This window comes from Amycolatopsis sp. cmx-8-4, from assembly GCF_046548675.1.
Classification (GTDB): Bacteria; Actinomycetota; Actinomycetes; order Mycobacteriales; family Pseudonocardiaceae; genus Amycolatopsis.
In genome coordinates this window covers 749,890-766,590 of record NZ_JAEBDZ010000001.1, presented here as the reverse complement: position 1 = coordinate 766,590, position 16,701 = coordinate 749,890, and the positions used below count along the sequence as shown (strand labels likewise).

At 70.1% G+C, this 16,701-nt stretch carries 20 protein-coding genes and 1 tRNA gene; 10 read left to right on the top strand and 11 right to left on the bottom strand.

Translation table 11 applies throughout. The features are described from left to right. Window positions 1-262: 262 nt before the first annotated feature. From ACLJQZ_RS03790 to ACLJQZ_RS03780, 3 genes are all read left to right on the top strand, one after another. Window positions 263-2,077: a cell division protein FtsK gene (locus ACLJQZ_RS03790; protein ID WP_410618563.1), complete on the top strand. Its 1,815-nt coding sequence runs from the start codon at window positions 263-265 to the stop codon at window positions 2,075-2,077. Window positions 2,078-2,295: 218 nt separating this feature from the next. Beyond that, complete coding sequence (locus ACLJQZ_RS03785) at window positions 2,296-2,589, top strand: helix-turn-helix domain-containing protein (protein WP_410618561.1); 294 nt, start codon at window positions 2,296-2,298, stop codon at window positions 2,587-2,589. A gap of 5 nt (window positions 2,590-2,594) precedes the next feature. Next, window positions 2,595-3,881, top strand: coding sequence for a recombinase family protein (locus ACLJQZ_RS03780; protein WP_410618559.1), 1,287 nt, complete (start codon window positions 2,595-2,597; stop codon window positions 3,879-3,881). 153 nt (window positions 3,882-4,034) lie between these two features. Here ACLJQZ_RS03780 and ACLJQZ_RS03775 read toward each other — a convergent pair whose 3' ends face one another. From ACLJQZ_RS03775 to ACLJQZ_RS03750, 6 genes are all read right to left on the bottom strand, one after another. Then, window positions 4,035-4,259, bottom strand: coding sequence for a hypothetical protein (locus ACLJQZ_RS03775; RefSeq protein WP_410618558.1), 225 nt, complete (start codon window positions 4,257-4,259; stop codon window positions 4,035-4,037). A gap of 118 nt (window positions 4,260-4,377) precedes the next feature. Continuing rightward, window positions 4,378-4,450, bottom strand: a tRNA-Ala gene (locus ACLJQZ_RS03770). Between the two features lie 53 nt (window positions 4,451-4,503). Next, window positions 4,504-5,385: a gephyrin-like molybdotransferase receptor GlpR gene (gene glpR, locus ACLJQZ_RS03765; protein WP_410618556.1), complete on the bottom strand. Its 882-nt coding sequence runs from the start codon at window positions 5,383-5,385 to the stop codon at window positions 4,504-4,506. 163 nt (window positions 5,386-5,548) lie between these two features. Beyond that, window positions 5,549-6,217, bottom strand: a complete 669-nt coding sequence (locus ACLJQZ_RS03760; protein ID WP_410618554.1) for a GNAT family N-acetyltransferase — start codon at window positions 6,215-6,217, stop codon at window positions 5,549-5,551. Then, entirely contained in the window at window positions 6,217-7,497 is a 1,281-nt protein-coding gene (gene glp, locus ACLJQZ_RS03755; RefSeq protein ID WP_247058075.1) for a gephyrin-like molybdotransferase Glp, read from the bottom strand. Before glp ends, ACLJQZ_RS03760 begins: the two co-directional genes overlap by 1 nt. After that, window positions 7,494-8,399 carry a UTP--glucose-1-phosphate uridylyltransferase gene (locus ACLJQZ_RS03750; protein ID WP_326944547.1) on the bottom strand — a complete coding sequence of 302 codons (906 nt, stop codon included), beginning with the start codon at window positions 8,397-8,399 and terminating at the stop codon, window positions 7,494-7,496. Before ACLJQZ_RS03750 ends, glp begins: the two co-directional genes overlap by 4 nt. 24 nt (window positions 8,400-8,423) lie before the next feature. Here ACLJQZ_RS03750 and ACLJQZ_RS03745 point away from each other — a divergent pair, with 24 nt between their 5' ends. The 4 genes from ACLJQZ_RS03745 to mscL all read left to right on the top strand — a co-directional run bounded on the left by ACLJQZ_RS03745 (window position 8,424) and on the right by mscL (window position 10,702). Further along, window positions 8,424-9,014: a 5-formyltetrahydrofolate cyclo-ligase gene (locus ACLJQZ_RS03745; RefSeq protein ID WP_410618553.1), complete on the top strand. Its 591-nt coding sequence runs from the start codon at window positions 8,424-8,426 to the stop codon at window positions 9,012-9,014. Between the two features lie 86 nt (window positions 9,015-9,100). Beyond that, window positions 9,101-9,430 carry an FmdB family zinc ribbon protein gene (locus ACLJQZ_RS03740; protein WP_410618551.1) on the top strand — a complete coding sequence of 110 codons (330 nt, stop codon included), beginning with the start codon at window positions 9,101-9,103 and terminating at the stop codon, window positions 9,428-9,430. Window positions 9,431-9,560: 130 nt separating this feature from the next. Next, window positions 9,561-10,205 carry an SAF domain-containing protein gene (locus tag ACLJQZ_RS03735; RefSeq protein ID WP_410618550.1) on the top strand — a complete coding sequence of 215 codons (645 nt, stop codon included), beginning with the start codon at window positions 9,561-9,563 and terminating at the stop codon, window positions 10,203-10,205. An 83-nt stretch (window positions 10,206-10,288) separates the two neighbouring features. After that, window positions 10,289-10,702 (top strand): large-conductance mechanosensitive channel protein MscL, encoded by a 414-nt coding sequence (gene mscL, locus ACLJQZ_RS03730; RefSeq protein ID WP_410618549.1) that lies wholly within the window; start codon window positions 10,289-10,291, stop codon window positions 10,700-10,702. A gap of 2 nt (window positions 10,703-10,704) precedes the next feature. Here the strand turns inward: mscL and ACLJQZ_RS03725 are convergent, their stop codons facing one another. Both ACLJQZ_RS03725 and ACLJQZ_RS03720 read right to left on the bottom strand, forming a co-directional pair. Beyond that, window positions 10,705-10,878 (bottom strand): hypothetical protein, encoded by a 174-nt coding sequence (locus ACLJQZ_RS03725; protein ID WP_247058087.1) that lies wholly within the window; start codon window positions 10,876-10,878, stop codon window positions 10,705-10,707. 107 nt (window positions 10,879-10,985) lie between these two features. Continuing rightward, complete coding sequence (locus ACLJQZ_RS03720) at window positions 10,986-11,486, bottom strand: molybdenum cofactor biosynthesis protein B (RefSeq protein ID WP_247058089.1); 501 nt, start codon at window positions 11,484-11,486, stop codon at window positions 10,986-10,988. A 123-nt stretch (window positions 11,487-11,609) separates the two neighbouring features. On the opposite strand from ACLJQZ_RS03720, the gene ACLJQZ_RS03715 reads away from it, so the two are divergent. From ACLJQZ_RS03715 to ACLJQZ_RS03705, 3 genes are read left to right on the top strand one after another with little or no spacing between them, the layout of a single operon-like run. Continuing rightward, window positions 11,610-12,671 carry an NAD-dependent epimerase/dehydratase family protein gene (locus ACLJQZ_RS03715; protein ID WP_410618547.1) on the top strand — a complete coding sequence of 354 codons (1,062 nt, stop codon included), beginning with the start codon at window positions 11,610-11,612 and terminating at the stop codon, window positions 12,669-12,671. A gap of 46 nt (window positions 12,672-12,717) precedes the next feature. After that, the gene (locus ACLJQZ_RS03710; RefSeq protein ID WP_410618546.1) at window positions 12,718-13,116 is read left to right on the top strand and encodes an MBL fold metallo-hydrolase; all 399 of its coding nucleotides are present in this window, start codon (window positions 12,718-12,720) and stop codon (window positions 13,114-13,116) included. Further along, complete coding sequence (locus ACLJQZ_RS03705) at window positions 13,028-13,414, top strand: MBL fold metallo-hydrolase (protein ID WP_410618544.1); 387 nt, start codon at window positions 13,028-13,030, stop codon at window positions 13,412-13,414. The genes ACLJQZ_RS03710 and ACLJQZ_RS03705 overlap by 89 nt, the downstream gene beginning before the upstream one ends. Before the next feature lie 18 nt (window positions 13,415-13,432). On the opposite strand, the gene ACLJQZ_RS03700 is transcribed toward ACLJQZ_RS03705, so the two are convergent. The 3 genes from ACLJQZ_RS03700 to ACLJQZ_RS03690 are packed head-to-tail and all read right to left on the bottom strand — an operon-like array spanning window position 13,433 to window position 16,615. After that, on the bottom strand, window positions 13,433-14,482 hold the full coding sequence (locus tag ACLJQZ_RS03700; RefSeq protein ID WP_410618543.1) for a sensor histidine kinase: 1,050 nt from the start codon (window positions 14,480-14,482) through the stop codon (window positions 13,433-13,435). Beyond that, window positions 14,479-15,183, bottom strand: a complete 705-nt coding sequence (locus ACLJQZ_RS03695; protein WP_410618542.1) for a response regulator transcription factor — start codon at window positions 15,181-15,183, stop codon at window positions 14,479-14,481. The genes ACLJQZ_RS03700 and ACLJQZ_RS03695 overlap by 4 nt, the downstream gene beginning before the upstream one ends. Window positions 15,184-15,187: 4 nt before the next feature. Beyond that, window positions 15,188-16,615 carry a hypothetical protein gene (locus ACLJQZ_RS03690; protein WP_410618541.1) on the bottom strand — a complete coding sequence of 476 codons (1,428 nt, stop codon included), beginning with the start codon at window positions 16,613-16,615 and terminating at the stop codon, window positions 15,188-15,190. Window positions 16,616-16,701 lie beyond the last annotated feature (86 nt).

Sequence of the window (16,701 nt, the reverse complement as noted above, 5' to 3'; positions counted from 1 at the left end):
CCAAGCCCTTCACCTGGACCGCCACCGCCGACGAAATCCTGGCCAAGGTCCGACTCGTCCAGGCCAACATCAAGAAACTCGTCGACAACAACGCCAAGTAATGACAACAGGATCACGAGACACTAGGAACCGCGGGGATCGCCGGCCGATCATCGCGCCGTGGCTTCGGACGATCGCTGGCGCCCGCGCCGCGATCGCCGTGCGGCTCGGTTTTTGGCTCCACGTATCGGTTTTTCATCTTGCACGGCTACCGGTGTACGCGGTGTTGCTCGCGCTGCGGTTCCCGCGCGGTATCTACCGTGCAACGGTTGCGGCGGCGGGGTGGATTCTGCATACCGAGTCTCGGCCGCTTCGTCGCTTCGCGCTCGATGGCACCGAGACCGAACAGTATTTGCGGATCATGCGTGATCATGATCGGCGGGTCCGTGTGCGGTCGCTGCTCGCCCTCGGTGTCAGTGCTGTAGCAGGCTCGGTTCTCGCGCCGGTGCTCGCGCTGAGTCCGGTGTGGGCTCAGTGCGTCGCCGTCGCCGGGGTTGTCGGCTTGCTTGGCTACTACGGCACCCCAGCGGATGCGCCGATCGTGTCTAGTGCCACGGTCGCAACGCGGTTCGTGCGTCTCACGAGCGACGCGGTTACGCGGGCGCTGCTCTCGCTCGGGATCGGCGGTATGAAAGACGCCGGGCAGATCGGGTTTCCCGCCCCGATCACCCGCGACGCTCTGGGATGGCGCGCCGACGTCGATCTACCCCCGGGGATCACCGCAGCCGATGTCATGGAACGCCGCGAAAAACTCGCCTCCGCGCTGTCGCGTCCGCTGGGCTCGGTGTGGCCTGAAGCCGCCCCCGCGATCCACCCCGGCCGCTTGGTGCTGTGGGTGGCTGATCAGGACATGACCACCGCGCCGAAACCTTCGTGGCCGCTGGCGAAATCCGGCGTCGTGGACTTGTTTACGCCGCAGCCGTTCGGGACCGATCCGCGCGGGCGATGGGTAACGGTCACTTTGATGTTCGCGTCGGTGATCATCGGGGCGGTGCCGCGTATCGGGAAAACCGTGGCGCTGCGGGTGCTGTTGCTGCTCGCGGCACTCGATCCCCGTGCGGAAATCCACACCTACGACCTGAAAGGAACCGGCGACCTCGACTCACTCGAAGCGGTGGCGCACCGCTACCGCGCCGGAACGGATGACGACGATTTCGCGTATATGGCGGACAATCTGCGGGCGGTGTCGGCCGATCTGACCCGACGCACGAAAATCGTGCGGGAGCTTCCGCGTGATCTTGCCCCGGAAAACAAGATCACCCCGGCGCTCGCGTCGAATCGGTCCTTGGGGTTGCATCCGGTGGTGATCGGGATCGACGAATGCCAAAAACTGTTCGAACACCCCGACTACGGCACCGAGTGCGCCGCAATCTCTGAAGACCTGGTACGCCGGGGGCCTGCCGTGGGAATCATGCTGCTTCTTGCCACGCAACGCCCCGGCGCTAAGAGCATTCCTACCGACATCGCCGCGAATGTCATTATCCGGTTTGCACTGAAAGTGTTGGGGCAGGTGGAAAATGACATGGTGTTGGGCACGTCCGCGTACCGAAACGGCGTGCGCGCAACCTTGTTTACTCGACGCGATGTGGGTATCGGTATTCTCGCCGGGGGCGATGACGACGCCCGCACGGTGCACGTCGCTCACGTCACCCGAGCCCAGGCCCACACCATCACCAGCCGCGCCCGAGCTATGCGGGAAGCGGCCGGCCGATTGAGCGGATACGCAGCCGACCAGGACCCGACACCCGCCGAGCATGAGCGCCCCGCCTCGTCTCTGCTGCTGGATCTGGTAACCGCCTTCCGAGGCGAGGCGAAAGCATGGTCGGAAACCCTCACCGCCGCGTTGGCCGAGCTACGACCGGATGCCTACACCGGATGGGCACCCGCTCAACTGTCAGCAGCACTACGGCCGTACGGCGTGCGGTCCCGCCAAGTCTGGGGAACCGACCCGGTGAGCTGTGAAGGAGCTAACCGGCGCGGGTTCCATCTCGCCGATGTCCGCACCGCCCTGGAGACCCAGCGACGGGAGCGCGGCTAGCACGGCCGACCGCTAGACCTAGCACCCGCGCTAGCGGCCGAAACCGCCCTTGACCTGCGGTATAGCGGCTAGCGGGCGGTGCCCTGTCGGACTCCGTAACAGTTCTAGAAAGCCCACCCGGAGACAGGCGCGGACACAATCCCCGGTAGGGTTGCATCGATGCAACCCTATCGGGGATCATGAACAGGCAGCCACACGAGAGGGAGCGAACACCGGTAATGACCACCGCCGAACCACCGCCGCGCACCTTCGGCGACTACGTCGCCGAAGTCCGCACAGAGCGCGGCCTGAGCGCGAAGAAGCTCGCCGCTCAGATGGGCGTATCTCTGAGCACCATCACCCGCATCGAAGCCGGAACGCTCGCCCTGCCTGGTCCGGTCCTGCTGTGCACGCTCGGGGACGCGCTCAACTTCGACTACCCCACCGCCGTGGGGCTCTTGGAGCCTTACCGCCGCTTGTGGCAGCGCCTCACCGCCACCAGCGACGCCACCATCCCGCCAGTGAAGGAGTAATACCGATGTCTACCGAAATCGATCTGGAAGCCCTGTTCGCCTCAGCGGTCAAGCTGTCGAGCAAGTCGCGCAAAGTAGCCCAGACCCTCGCCGATGACGACGCGGCCGTCGCCTACCTACGCGTCTCCGATGAGAGGCAGGTGAAAACCTCCTACGATCCCCTCGGTAACAGCATTCCGACGCAGCGCGAAACCATCCAGAAGTGCGCCGAATCGCGGAATCTGCGCATCATCCGGTGGCACATCGACCCCGGCAAAAGCGGAAAATTCTTGGCGCAGCGCTCCGAGTTCCAAGAGCTGATGAACCTCTTGATTCGCCAGCGGGACGCCCGGTACATCATCGTGTACGCGTTCAACCGTGGCACCCGTAACGTCATCGATAACAGCGTTGTGGAGCTGATCCTTAAACAGCTCGGCGTGGTCGTGATCTCGGCGACCGAGAACGTCGGCAACGATAACACCCCCGTGGATCAGATGGTGCGCAACACCATCGCGGTTCAAAACCAGGTCTACAGCGACGCTTCGGGCGCGGACATCAAAACCAAGATGGCCCACAAAGCCCGCCAGGGCGGCACCATCAACGGCGCGAAACTCGGCTACCTCAACACCCGCGAAGAGCTGCCCAACGGGGCCAAGGTCAACACGATCACCATCGACCCCTACCGTGCCCCCTACATCAAAGACGCGTTCGAAATGTACGCGACCGGCCGCTACACCGAAGACGAGGTACGCGAGATCCTCACCGACCGAGGACTACTGACCCGCCGAACCCCCAACCGGCCAGCCAAACCCGTGTCCCTCAATAAAATCTCTCTGATGTTGCGGGACCGCTACTACTGCGGGTATGTCACCTACGACGGCATCGAATACCCCGGATGGCACACGCCGATCATCACCGAAGAACTCTTCGACCGAGTGCAGAAAGTCCGGGAATCACGCTCTACCAACAACTCCCGCCGACGCGTGCACCATCACCACCTCAAAGGCTGCCTGTGGTGCCCCCGCTGCAAACGCCGCTTCATCATCGCCGCCGCCACCGGCAACGGCGGCCGCTACCTCTACTACTTCTGCATCGGACGAGAAAGAAAGACCTGCGACATGCCGTACATGAGGATCGACGGGCTACGCGGCGTAGAACAAGCGGTCAGCAAACTGCTCGACTCGATCGCGCTCGACGACAACGCCCGCGCCGCCGTGGCCGGCCTGGTCGCCGACGCGATCACCAATCGCCCCGACGCTGATGCCGCCACCCGCGCCACCCTGACAAAGCGGCTCGACACACTCGCCCGCTAGGAAACCAACCTCTACAGCGTGCTCGATGACCCCGACTGGGACCGGGAACGGACAAAGGCAGAGATGCGCACGGTTCGCCAGCAACAGGCCGCCGCCCGCCGCGAGTTAGAAGCGCTCGACCGGAACGACAACCACGCCGACACCGCGCGGGACCTACTCACCCGCGCGCTCGACCTGCTCGCCCGTCCCGGCGACGTCTACGACCACGGCGACGACATCACCAGAACACTCCTCGTGAAAACGATCTTCGCGAAGGTCTACCTGGAGCCCACGCCAGACGGGGCGGTCACCGTTGCCGACGTCGAACGCGAAGACCCGTTCGACGTCCTCGACGAACTCGCCACCGAACACCACGAGGCCAGCAGCGGATCCGGCCATCTGATCACCCCGCACCAGGGCACGCGCCGCGCTGAACGCCGAAAAAACACCAGGGGTGCAGCTCCGAAGAACCGCGCCCCTGGTGTGAGTGCCAAGGGTTCTAGTAACACCCATTACGTGGAGCTGAGGGGAATCGAACCCCTGACCTTCTCGATGCGAACGAGACGCGCTACCAACTGCGCTACAGCCCCTTGATCGTGCTCGTAGAGCTTAGCAGTGCCCTACGAGCACGACACGTGGGGGGTCACTCTCCGACGGCCCGGCGGTAAGGCCCGGTCCCGGGCTCGTCGAGCTCCTCGAACGCCGGGTCTTCGTCGTCCAGGTCGACGACGACCGCGCTGCGGCGGATGCGGGATGTCGGCGAAGGGCGACGTTCCACGATCTCGCGGCGGGCCGGCTCGACGACCTCCACGACGGCGACGTCGTCGGCCTCGTCGTCCGGCTCGACGTCGTGGTCAACGGAAGCCGAAACCGACTGCCGGGGTCCGGGCTCCGACGGGCGTCGTGGGGCGCGGGTGCTGTTGAAGCGCGCGAGGCGGCGCTGCCGGATCTCCTCCTCGATGCGCACCTGGCGGCGCAGATAGACGAGGTACCCGACCAGCACGACGTCGGCGACGGCGTGCCCCCACCAGACGAGCGGGAACAGGAAGCCCGCGACGCCGGCGGTGATCACCGCGACGACGAGCAGGATGACGACGACGCGCTGCCGGAAGCCGTACTTCGCGCGGGCGGCCATCTCCGCCGCCTCGGGGTCGAAGCCGCCGCGGCCCGGCCGGTAGCCGGCCCGTTCGCGCTCGCGTTCGGCCCGCCGCTCGGCACGACCCGGCTGCGGGAGCGGCTCGGGCTCTTCCTCGTCGAGGTCGTCGTCGAGTTCGAGCTCCGCCTCCAGCTCCGCGAGGTCGTCCTCGACCGAGGGCCGGGACTTCACCGGATTGGACTTGACGGGATTGTCGGACATGGCGAATTCCTCCCGGTCTTCGTTGCGTCCACCACCACTGCGCACGACCCTGGCCGCCAACGCGGAGTCAGCGGTCCTCGCGACCTGCTGCCGCCGACGCGCGACCATGGGCACGAGTACGACGAGCCATGCCGCGGCGAGCGCGACGATGATCACGGAGCTGGGCATCCCCCGTCACCTCCCCCGAATCCTTCACCTGAAATCACGCTAGTCACAGGAGTAACAGATCGGGCGGAGGCTCGCCGGGTTCGATCACGGAAATGCCTCACCGGATTAGGTGAATCTCACAGCATGTGGTAACGCGCTCACAGCCCCGGATGGGTAATCACCGTCAGGCGTAGTCGGCACGCCCCGCCGCGACCAGCCGCGACACCAGTCCGGCGCCGGTCTCCTCGCGCGTGACGGCGAAGCAGTAGTGGTCCCGCCAAGCGCCGGCGACGTCGAGGTAGCGCTCGAACAGCCCCTCCTGCCGGTACCCCGCTTTGGTGAGGACCCGCAGGCTGGCGGCGTTCTCGGGGCGCACGGTGGCCTCCAGCCGGTGCAGCCCGGACGCGGTGAAGGCGTGGTCGGTGACCAGCGCGACGGCGGCCGTCGCGACCCCGCCGCGGACGATTTCGGACGAGACCCAGTAGCCGATCCACGCGGACCGCAGCGATGCCCGGACGACGTTACCGACGGTGATCTGACCGGCCAGCCGACCGTCGAGGGTGATCGTGAACGGCAGGCACTGACCACGCCGTGCGAGCGACCGCAACGCCGCCCACTGCGACGGCCACGACCAGAAAGCGTTGCGTTCGGGCCACGGCCCGACGCCGGTCGGCTCCCACATCTCGAGGTGCGCCCGGTCCCGGAGCCGGATCCGGCTCCACTCGCCGGCGTCGCGCAGCCGGACCGGCCGGATCGCGACCTCCCCCGCGGGCACCCGCAGCGGGCCGAGCCGCGACGGCCAGCCCGGGTGCCGGCTCTCGACCGGGTAGGAGACGCCCGACACGGAGTTCATCAGGCCCGTTGCGCCAGGAATGTGACCTGGACCTGCTCGCCCGCGGCGACCTCGGTCATCTCCTCCGGCACGTTGATGAGGCAGTTCGCTTCGGCCAGCGACGCGAGCAGGTGCGCCCCGGACTGGCCGAGCGGCTGGACCAGGTACTCGCCGTTGGCCTCGTCACGCAGGAGCTGCCCGCGCAGGAAGCCGCGCCGGCCCTCGGTCGAGGTGATCGGCGACAGCAGCCGCGCGCCGACGATCCGCCGGTGCGGGTTGCGCGTGCCGCGAGCCGCCCGGATGAGCGGCCGCACCAGCACCTCGAACACCACCAGCGCACTCATCGGGTTGCCCGGGAGCAGGAACGTCGGCACCGAGTCGGGCCCGAGCCGACCGAACCCCTGGACCGAGCCGGGGTGCATCGCGATGCGCGTCGCGTCGATCCGGCCGAGGTCGGACAGCGCCGAGTGGACCTCGTCGCCGGTGCTGCCCCCGGCACCGCCGGCGACGACCACGATCTCCGACATCAGCAGCCGGCCTTCGACGATCTCCCGCAGCCGCTTCGGCTCGCTCGACACGATGCCGACCCGGCTGACCTCGGCGCCCGCGTCCCGCGCGGCCGCGGCCAGGGCGTAGGAGTTGACGTCGTAGACCTGCCCGACCGATGGCGTCCGGTCGATGTCGACCAGCTCGTCGCCGACCGACACGATCGAGACCCGCGGCCGCGGGTAGACCAGCACCTTCGCCCGGCCGACCGCGGCGAGCAGGCCGACCTGCGCCGACCCGATCGTGTCGCCGCTGCGGACCGCGACGTCGCCGATCTGGACGTCCTCGCCGGCCCGCCGCACGTACCCCGCCGACGGCACCGAGCGGTGCACGGTGACCTTGGCCTGGTGCCCGTCGGTGTAGGCGAGCGGCACGACGGCGTCGGCCAGCGTCGGCAGCGGCGCGCCGGTGTCGACGCGCACCGCCTGACCCGGCTGGAGCCGCCGCGGCTGGCGCGAGCCCGCCGCGATCTCGCCGACCACCGGCAGCTGCACCGGTTCCTGCCCGGCCGTGCGCACGTCGACGCTGCGCACCGCGTACCCGTCGACCGCCGCCTGGTCGAACCCGGGCAGCGCGTGCTCGGCGACCACCTCCTCGGCGCAGAGCAGCCCCTGGGCCTCGGAGATCGCCACCCGCACCGGCCGGGGCCGGACGGCGGCGTCCAGCGTCATCGCGATCTGCGACTCGACCGAGCGGAACTCGGCCTCCTCGTCCTCGGCCACTTCGGGCCGCGCCTCGTCGAGGGATTCCGTCATGGGCGATCTGTCCCGATCCGTTCCGTCAGCCACGCCCGTAAAGATGGACCGTACTCGGGCGTTTCAAGTGCGAAATCGACCGCGGCGCGCAGGAAACCACCCGGATTCCCCAGGTCGTGACGTCCGCCGCGGTGCACGACGATGTGCACGGGGTGTCCTTCGGTGATCAGGAGCGCGACCGCGTCGGTCAGCTGGAGCTCGCCGCCGGAGCCCGGGGTGATGCGCTTCAGCGCGTCGAAGATCGCCCGGTCGAGCAGGTAGCGGCCGGCCGCGGCGAAGGTCGACGGCGCGTCCTCCGGCTTCGGCTTCTCGACCATGCCGTGCACCTGCTTGACGTCGTCCTCGCCGGTGTCGCTGACGTCGAAGACGCCGTACGGCGAGATCTCGGCCTTGGGGATGTCGAACGCGCAGAGCACGCTGCCGCCGTGCTTGGCCCGCACCTCGCTCATCCGCTCGAGCACGCCCGTGGGCAGCACGATGTCGTCCGGCAGCAGCACCGCGACGGCCTCGTCCTCGGGCGTCAGGTTCGGCTCGGCCTGCGCGACCGCGTGGCCGAGCCCGAGGGCCTGCTCCTGGATGGCGGTCTCGACGGCCAGCAGAGCGGGACCGCGCCGGACCTTCGCCAGCAGCTCGGTCTTGCCCTTGGCCTCGAGGTTCGCCTCCAGCTCGGGCTGGTCCTCGAAGTACTTGACGACGGCTTCCTTGCCCGGCGAGGTCACGATGACCAGGCGTTCCGCGCCGGCGGCCGCGGCCTCGGCGGCGACCAGCTCGATCCCCGGCGTGTCCACCACGGGCAGGAGTTCCTTGGGCACGGCCTTCGTCGCCGGCAGGAAGCGTGTACCGAGCCCGGCGGCAGGCACGATGGCGGTTCTGAACGTCTTGGAGGTTGCGGCGCCCGTCATGGGCGCAAAGCCTAACGTGAGGCCATGCATGCGCTGGGCAATGAGCACCTGAGCAAGGCGGAGTGGCGTACCCGCCTTACGCGCGCGAGAGCGGAACAGACCGCCGAATCGCACGCCAACGAGGCATCGGCGCTGGTCAGCGCGGTGTCGAAGGTCACAGCCACGACCGTGTGCGCGTACCTGCCCTTCGGCACCGAACCGGGCACGACGGCGCTCGTCGACGCGCTGGCCGCCGGCGGGGCGCGGGTCCTGCTGCCGGTGATCGCCCCGGACCCCGGTCCGCTGGACTGGGCGGAGTACACCGGCGAGGCCGATCTCGCGCCCGGCCGGCTGCGCGGCGTCCTCGAGCCGGGCGGAAAACGCCTGGGTGCCGCCGCCGTCGGCGCGGCCGAGCTGGTCCTGGTGCCCGCGCTGGCCGTGGACCGCCAGGGTGTCCGCTTGGGCCGCGGCGCCGGGCACTACGATCGCTCGCTGGTGTTCGCCGCGGCCGGGGCGCGCCTGCTCGCCGTCGTCCGCGACGAAGAGCTGGTCGACCGGCTGCCCGGACAACCTCACGACGTGCGGATGAGCGGCGTCTTGACCCCGGGTCGAGGCGTGCTCGAGCTGCCGATGTGAGCAACGAGGAATTGCTTTCGGGGAATGCTTTCAAGCACAATCTAGTTGGCACTCTTGTCGGATGAGTGCCAGCAAAGGAGCCCTCAGTGCCTACGTACCAGTACGCCTGCAAAGAATGCGACCACCGGTTCGAAGCCGTGCAGTCGTTCTCGGACCCCAGCCTGACGGTCTGCCCGCAGTGCTCCGGCCCGCTCCGCAAGGTCTTCAGCTCGGTCGGCGTCGTCTTCAAGGGCAGCGGTTTCTACCGCACCGACTCGCGTGAAGCCAGCAAGTCGAGCACCACCTCGACCCCGGCGAAGAGCGAGGGCAAGTCCGAGTCGAAGCCGGAGACCAAGACGGAGTCGAAGCCCAAGTCCGACTCGGGCTCGGCATCCTCCTCCTCGGGTACGACAAAAACCGCCGCCGCGGCCTCCTGAACCCGGAGTTATCCACAACACCCCGGTTGTCCACAGGGTGCGGACGAGGCCCTTCCGGCGGCCCGTCCGCTGCTCCTAACGTCGATCTTGTGCGGCACGTCGCCGCACTCGATCCGACCGAGGAGCACCTGTGGACGTCTTGGCGAAGCTCCGCACACTCGATCTCACCCGGCTGCCGAGCCGGCGGACACGGCTGCTCCGCCGCTGGCTCGCCGTCGGCCTGCTCCTGACCGGGACCCTGCTCGTCGCGCATCCCGGCTCCGCGCGGGGCGCACCGACGACCCCGACCGTCGTCGCGGCGCGCGATCTCCCGTCCGGCGCCACGCTCCGCGCCGCCGACGTCCGGCTGGCCGATTTCCCCGGCGAGACACGCCCGTCCGGAGCCCTGACCAACCTCGACGGCGCCGCCGGGCGGCTGCTGGCGGGCGCCGTCCGCGCCGGTGAACCCCTGACCGACGTCCGGCTGGCGATCACCCTCCCCGCTTCGGGTGATCCCGCGACGGCGACCGTGCCGGTCCGGCTCGCCGACGCGGCCGTGGCCGAACTGCTGCACCCCGGACAGCGCGTCGACGTCGTGGCCGCGCCGGGAGGGTCCGCGTCCGTGCTGGCCAGTGGGGCCACGGTGGTGACGATCTCATCGCCGGAAGCCGGCTCGGCGCGTCCGCTGGCCGGACCGGCCAAGGGACCGCTTGTGCTGCTTCGGCTTCCGGAGGAAGTCGCGACGAGGGTGGCGGCGATTTCACTGGACCGTCCGGTAACGGTTACTCTCCGCTAGCCCGCGTCCGCCGAGACGGGCGACGGCATCCCCCGGCAGGCTTCGGGGCGGTGGAGCACCGTCCCCGTTCGTGAGGAGAACCAGTGCTCAAGGGTTTCAAGGACTTCCTGATGCGCGGCAACGTCGTCGACCTCGCCGTCGCGGTGGTCATCGGCTCGGCGTTCACGGCCATCGTCACGGCGTTCACCACCGGCCTCATCAAGCCGCTCATCAGCACGATCGGCGGCGCGGACGCCGCGCAGGGCCTCGGCTACCAGATCTTCGACAACAACAAAGCCACGTTCCTGGACATCGGCAGCGTGATCAACGCGGCGATCAACTTCGTGCTGGTCGCGGCGGTCGTCTACTTCGTGATCGTGCTGCCGGTGAAACACGTGCAGGAGCGCCGCAAGCGCGGCCAGGAGCCGGGTCCCTCGGAGCCGACCGACGTCGAGCTGCTCATCGAGATCCGCGACCTGCTGCGGGCCCAGGCCCAGCGCGACGGCGGCCGCGGCTGAGGTCAGCGGTCGTGGTGCGGTGGCCGGTTCTCCCGGTACCAGTCGTCCGGGAGGCCGGTGCGCCGGTCCGGGTCGCGCTCGTCGGAGGTCGTCTCGGGCAGGACGTCCCCGAAGATCTCGTCGACCCGGCGGCGCTGAGCGCTGCCGGCCTGGTGGTCGCGTTCTTGGCCCGGCATGGCCCCAGTGTCCCACGACGTGTTCATTGACAACTCCAGAGCGAAGGAACGCTCTCGTCCGGGCGGTGCCTGTCGCGCGCTGTGGATCCGCAGCGCGCGACCGGGCATCACACCTCTTCGAGGCCCGAGAGCTCGTCGATCACGTGCGGCACGAGCGAGGTCAGGGTCGCCATCCCGTCCCGCACCGCGGAGCGCGAGCCGGCGAGGTTGACCACCAGGGTGCTGCCGGACACGCCCGCGAGCCCTCGCGAGATCCCGGCGTCGACGGCGCCGGCGGCCAGGCCGGACGCGCGGATCGCCTCACTGATGCCCGGGATGGGCCGGTCGAGCACGCCGGCGGTGGCGTCGGGGGTGTTGTCACGCGGCAGCACACCGGTGCCGCCGACGGTGATCACCAGGTCGGCACCGCCGATCACGGCGGTGTTGAGCGCATTGCGGATACCCACGGACTCGGCCTCGACGACGACCACGCCGTCGACGATGAAGCCCGCTTCTTCGAGCAGCTCGGTCACCAGGGGTCCCGTGCCGTCCTCGTGCTCGCCGTGCGCCACGCGATCGTCCACGATGACCACGAGGGCCCGGCCCAGCCGTTGTGCACTCCGTTCCATGGCGCCCACCGTAGTCGGTTTCGACGGCCCGCCGCCGGGAGGTGCCCGGCGAGTTCTGACGATTCCGTGACGTGACCGCGCTCGTCGTGACGGCGCCCGGCGCGGGCACCTAGCGTGTCCGTTATGCGCGTACTGGTCACCGGCGGAGCCGGGTTCATCGGGTCACACATCGCCGATCAGCTGGCCGATACGGGCGACGACGTCGTGGTGCTCGACAACCTGCTCGCCACGGCCCACGGCTCCCGCACGCCACCGGCGTACACCGGCAGGCACCGGTTCCTGCGCGGCGACGTGACCGACACCGAGATCGTCGCCGAGCTGCTGGAAGGTGTCGACGCGGTGTGCCACCAAGCGGCCGTCGTCGGGCACGGGATCGACCCGTCGGACGCGCCGTCGTACGCCCTGCACAACGACTACGGCACGGCGGTGCTGCTGGCCGGGATGCACGCGGCCGGAGTGCGGAAGCTGGTGCTCGCGTCGTCGATGGTCGTCTACGGCGAAGGCCGGTACTCGTGCCCGGACCACGGTGTCGTGCCGCCGTCGCCGCGCCGGGTGTCCGATGTGGACGCGGGCCGGTTCGAGCCGCGCTGCCCGGTCTGCGGCACCGAGCTGGCCTGGCAGCTGGTGCCCGAGGACGCGCCGCTGAACCCCCGCAGCACCTACGCGGCCACGAAGCTGGCGCAGGAACACCTGGCCGGCGCGTGGGCCCGGCAGACCGGCGGCAGCGTCTGGGCGATGCGCTACCACAACGTCTACGGGCCGCGGATGCCGCAGAACACCCCGTACGCCGGCGTCGCGTCCCTGTTCCGCTCGGCGCTGGTCCGCGGCGAAGCCCCGCTGGTGTTGGAGGACGGCCGTCAGCAGCGCGACTTCGTGCACGTCCACGACGTCGCGCGGGCCAACGTGCTCGCCCTCCACACGCCCGGCCCGGCGGGCGACAGCACCCCGGTCAACGTCTGCTCCGGCACCCCGCACACCGTCGGTGAGCTGGCCGTCGAGCTGGCGCGGGCGTGCGACGGCCCGGCACCGCGGGTCGTCGGCGGGGCCCGGGCCGCGGACGTCCGGCACGTCGTCGCCGACCCCGCGCGGGCCCGGGAGCTGCTCGGGTTCACCGCGGAGGTCGGGTTCGCCGCCGGGATCGACGGCTTCGCGACGGCGGAACTGCGGGACCCGGTTTCGGTCTGACGGGAATGGTCCGGCGACCGTCATTCCCCGGACTGGACCCGGCACCGTGCACGTGCCGATCGGCGCGTTCCTGGTTCGCGGCCAGGGCCGCACGATCCTGGTCGACACCGGGTTCGGCCCGCGCGAAACCGGCTTCCCGCACGGTGTCACGCCGGCCGCGGGCGACCCGACGCAGCCGATGGGTGAAGGCGGCGACCTCCTCGCCGCGCTGGCCAAGGCGGGCACGGCACCCGAGGACGTCGACACGGTGTTCGTCACGCACCTGCACTCGGACCACGTGGGCTGGCTGGCGCCGGAGGGCACGCCGGCGTTTCGCCCGCGCCCGGGTCGTCCACGGCGCGGCGGACTGGCACCCGATGGTCGAACGGCTCGGCCACGACGACTGGAGCCGCGTCGGGCTGGAGGCGGTCCGCACGGCCGGGAGCATCGAGGCGATCCACGGTGAAGCCGTGCCGCTGGCCCCCGGCGTCACCGCACGCCACGCGCCGGGCCACACCCCCGGTCACTACGTCCTCGACGTCGAAACGGACGACGAGCGGCTGATCCTGCTCGGCGACGTCATCCACGCACCGGTGCAGCTGCGCGACGACCGGATCCACTTCATCGCCGACCACGACCCGGCCGAGGCGGCCCGCACCCGCCAGCGCTGGCTGGACGAGGCCAGCGAGTTGTCAGCCCGCAGCTCGAGTTCGACCCAGCGCCCCACGGCGGCCGGGACTCGGATCAGCCGGAAGTCCCACTGATGTGGGTGTCACCCATATCTACGGCATTGCCAGCGGCAAGCGGACTTCGAACCGGCAGCCCGGGCCGTGGTTGTGCACGCCGATCTTCCCCCGGTGCGCCTCGACCAGACCCTTGGCGATGGCCAGGCCGAGCCCGCCACCGGTGGTCGTCCCGCTGCGCTCGGGTGTGCGGGCCTGCGTGCCGCGGAAGGCGACGTCGAAGACGCGGCCGATCTCGTCGTCCGGGATGCCGCCGCAGGAGTCGTCGACGGCGAGCAGGGCCTCGTCGCCGTCGACGCCGATCTGCACCGCGACCGTCCCGTCCGGCGGGGTGTGGCGGATCGCGTTGGACACCAGGTTCCGCACGATCCGGGCCAGTTCCGGGTCGCTGCCGGAGACGATCGGCCAGGACTCGGCGTTGGCGAGCACACGCACCCGCTTCCGCTCGGCGACCGGGCTCTGGGCGGCGACGGCGTCGCTGACGACGTCGCGCAGCGGCACCGCGGACATGGTGAGCTCGAGCGCACCCGCGGTGATCCGCGAAAGCTCGAACAGGTCGCCGACCATCCCGGACAGCCGGGTGGTCTCGCCGCTGATCCGCTGGGCGTAGTCGGCGACCTCGTCGCGCTCGGAGACGACGCCGTCGGCCAGTGCCTCCGCCATCGCCTGGATGCCGGCCAGGGGGCTGCGCAGGTCGTGGCTGATCCAGGCGACCAGCTCGCGCCGCGAGGCCTCGGCCGCGCGCTCCCGGTTCCGCGCCTCGCGCTCCCACACACTGCGGCGCGCGATGGCCCGGCCGAGGATGATCGCTGCGGGCACGGTGATCACCGCGACGAGCAGGCAGACCAGCAGCATCGTGGTCAGCGCCGGGGTGAACATGAACCCGCTGACGCCCAGCACGCCGACGAGCGTCGCGAGCACCGGGATCAGCACCAGCACGGTCAGGGTGGTGGCCAGGGAACCGCGGCGCACCACGTAGAGCACCACGCCGCCCAGCACGGCCACGGGCAGGGCGAACAGCAACGCCAGCGGCAGGATGTGCCAGAGGTGCGCCAGAATCTCGCCGAAGGACTCTCCGGGTTCGATCACGGTTGCTCCCGGTCGTAGCGGTAGCCGACACCCCAGACGGTCGCGACCCGGGTCGGCTTGGCCGGCTCGCGCTCGATCTTCTCGCGCAACCGTCGCACGTGGACGGTCACCGTGGACTGGTCGCCGAAGTCCCAGCCCCAGACCTTCTCCAGCAGGTCCGCCCGCGAGTAGGCGACGCCGGGGTGGCCGAGGAAGAACGCCAGCAGGTCGAACTCCCGGGTGGTGAGCGGGAGTTCGCGGCCGCCGAGGGTCGCGGTGCGAGCGGTCATCTGCAGCCGCAGGTCGCCGTCGACGAGTTCCGCGGCCGCCGGTGCCGGGCGGGGCATCCGCGCGCGGCGCAGCACGGACGCCACGCGCAAGGCGAGTTCCTTGGGGCTGAAGGGTTTCGTCACGTAGTCGTCGGCGCCGAGCTGGAGCCCGGCGATCCGGTTCTCCTCCTCGCCGAGCGCGGTGAGCATGACGATCGGCACCTGGCTGACCTGGCGGAGGCGCTTGCACACCTCGAGGCCGTTGATCCCCGGCATCATGACGTCGAGGACGACCAGGTCGGGCTCGTGGGCGGCGAACTTCGCCAGCCCCTCGGCGCCGTCGCCGGCCATGTCGACGGTGAACCCGGCCACCTCGAGGTAGCGGCGCACGACGTCGCGCACGGTCTCGTCGTCGTCGACCACGAGCACGCGCCCGGCCAGATCGCCTGTCATGTCTTCACCAGCCCGTCAGCAGCAGATGGTTGACCGCCAGCGCCGTCGCGGCCTGCGCGGCCAGCCACCACCGGCGCCCCGGCCGTGGCAGCAGAGCCGTCATCGGCAGCAGCCACGCCCCGAACGGTAGCCAGATCCGTTCGGTCTCCGCTTTCGACAGGCCCGAAACGTCGGCGAAGATGATCGCGAGCAGGGCGGCGATGCCGAGGAGGAGCACCGGTTCGGTCCACACCGCGCGGCGGGGGCGGGGCAGGAACGCCTCGGTCAGGCCACGCCGGAGGGCGGCCACGACCGCGGGGCCGAGAGCCACCGCGACCGCGGCCAGGTCCGCCCACACCCAGTAGGAGTACGGCCGGACCAGGGCGACTCCCTGGTAGTAGCGCTCGACAACCAGGTGGTAGCCGTCGAGCCACCAGAAACCCGCCCAGGCGAAGAGGGCGACGACTGCCAGCGCCGCCACTATCGCCAGTGCCGCCGCCCGCCACTGCCGTCCGAGCACGGCCACGGCCAGCGCGACCGCGCCCAGCAGCACCAGGCCGTACGACAGGAAGATGCCGAAGCCCAGCAGTCCGCCCGCGGCCAACCCGGCGGGGGCGGCGTACCGGCAGCCGTGGGCGAACCCGTTCGCGGACAGTGCCAGCAACGCCAGGCCGGTCGCCGTCACCCCGGCGAACAGGCCGTCCGCCGACACGCCGATCCACACCGCACCGGGGGTGAGCACGGCGAAGGGCAGCACCGAGCGAGCCGCTTCCGGCCGGCCGAGCAAGGCGACCGAGGCGGGCACGGCCACCGCCACCAGGCTGCCGACGAGCACGACGGCCGTCGCCGCCCACGCGCCGCCGTGCAGGCCGAGCCGGTCCAGCCAGACGAAGACCAGCGTCGCGCCCGGCGGGTGCCCGGACACGTGAGTGGTCCAGGAGTTCGGCTGGAAGTCGAGGATGCGGGAGGAGAACTCGCGCAGCATCCGCGGGATGTCGGTGATCCCGGGTACCTCGTGCAGGTACTCCTGGGGAATGGTGAGGTGCCCGGCGAACCCGCGCGCCCAGCCGTCGACCAAGGTCAGTGAAAAGATCCAGGCGAGCGACGCGAAGTAGCCGGCGACGAGGGCGCGGCGCCACGGCAGGCGAGCTGCCAGAGCCGGGCCGTGGAGCACCACCGCGGCGGCGATGAGCACCGCGAACACCGACCCGGGGCCGACGTGCGGCAGCCAGTCGGCGAACAGCGGCGGCGCGCTGACGAAGATGACCACCCCGGAGTTCGGGCGGTTGTAGTAGAGGCCGGCCGCGGCGGCCGCGGCGACGAGCACCACGGCCGCCGCGACGGCGAGGAGATCGGCCCGGCGGGCGCGGCGCCCGGGTCGATCAGGTGGCAGGTCGTCGGGTTCGCGGGCAGGCGGCTCGGCAAGCCCGGCTGCCGGCTTCGGCTCGCTCATCGCCGCCCACCCTAGGGCCCTGTGCCGGGTTCCGCGGTCCGGCGACGGCAGCCGTAACGAGCCGGTAAGAACTCGTCACCCGATTG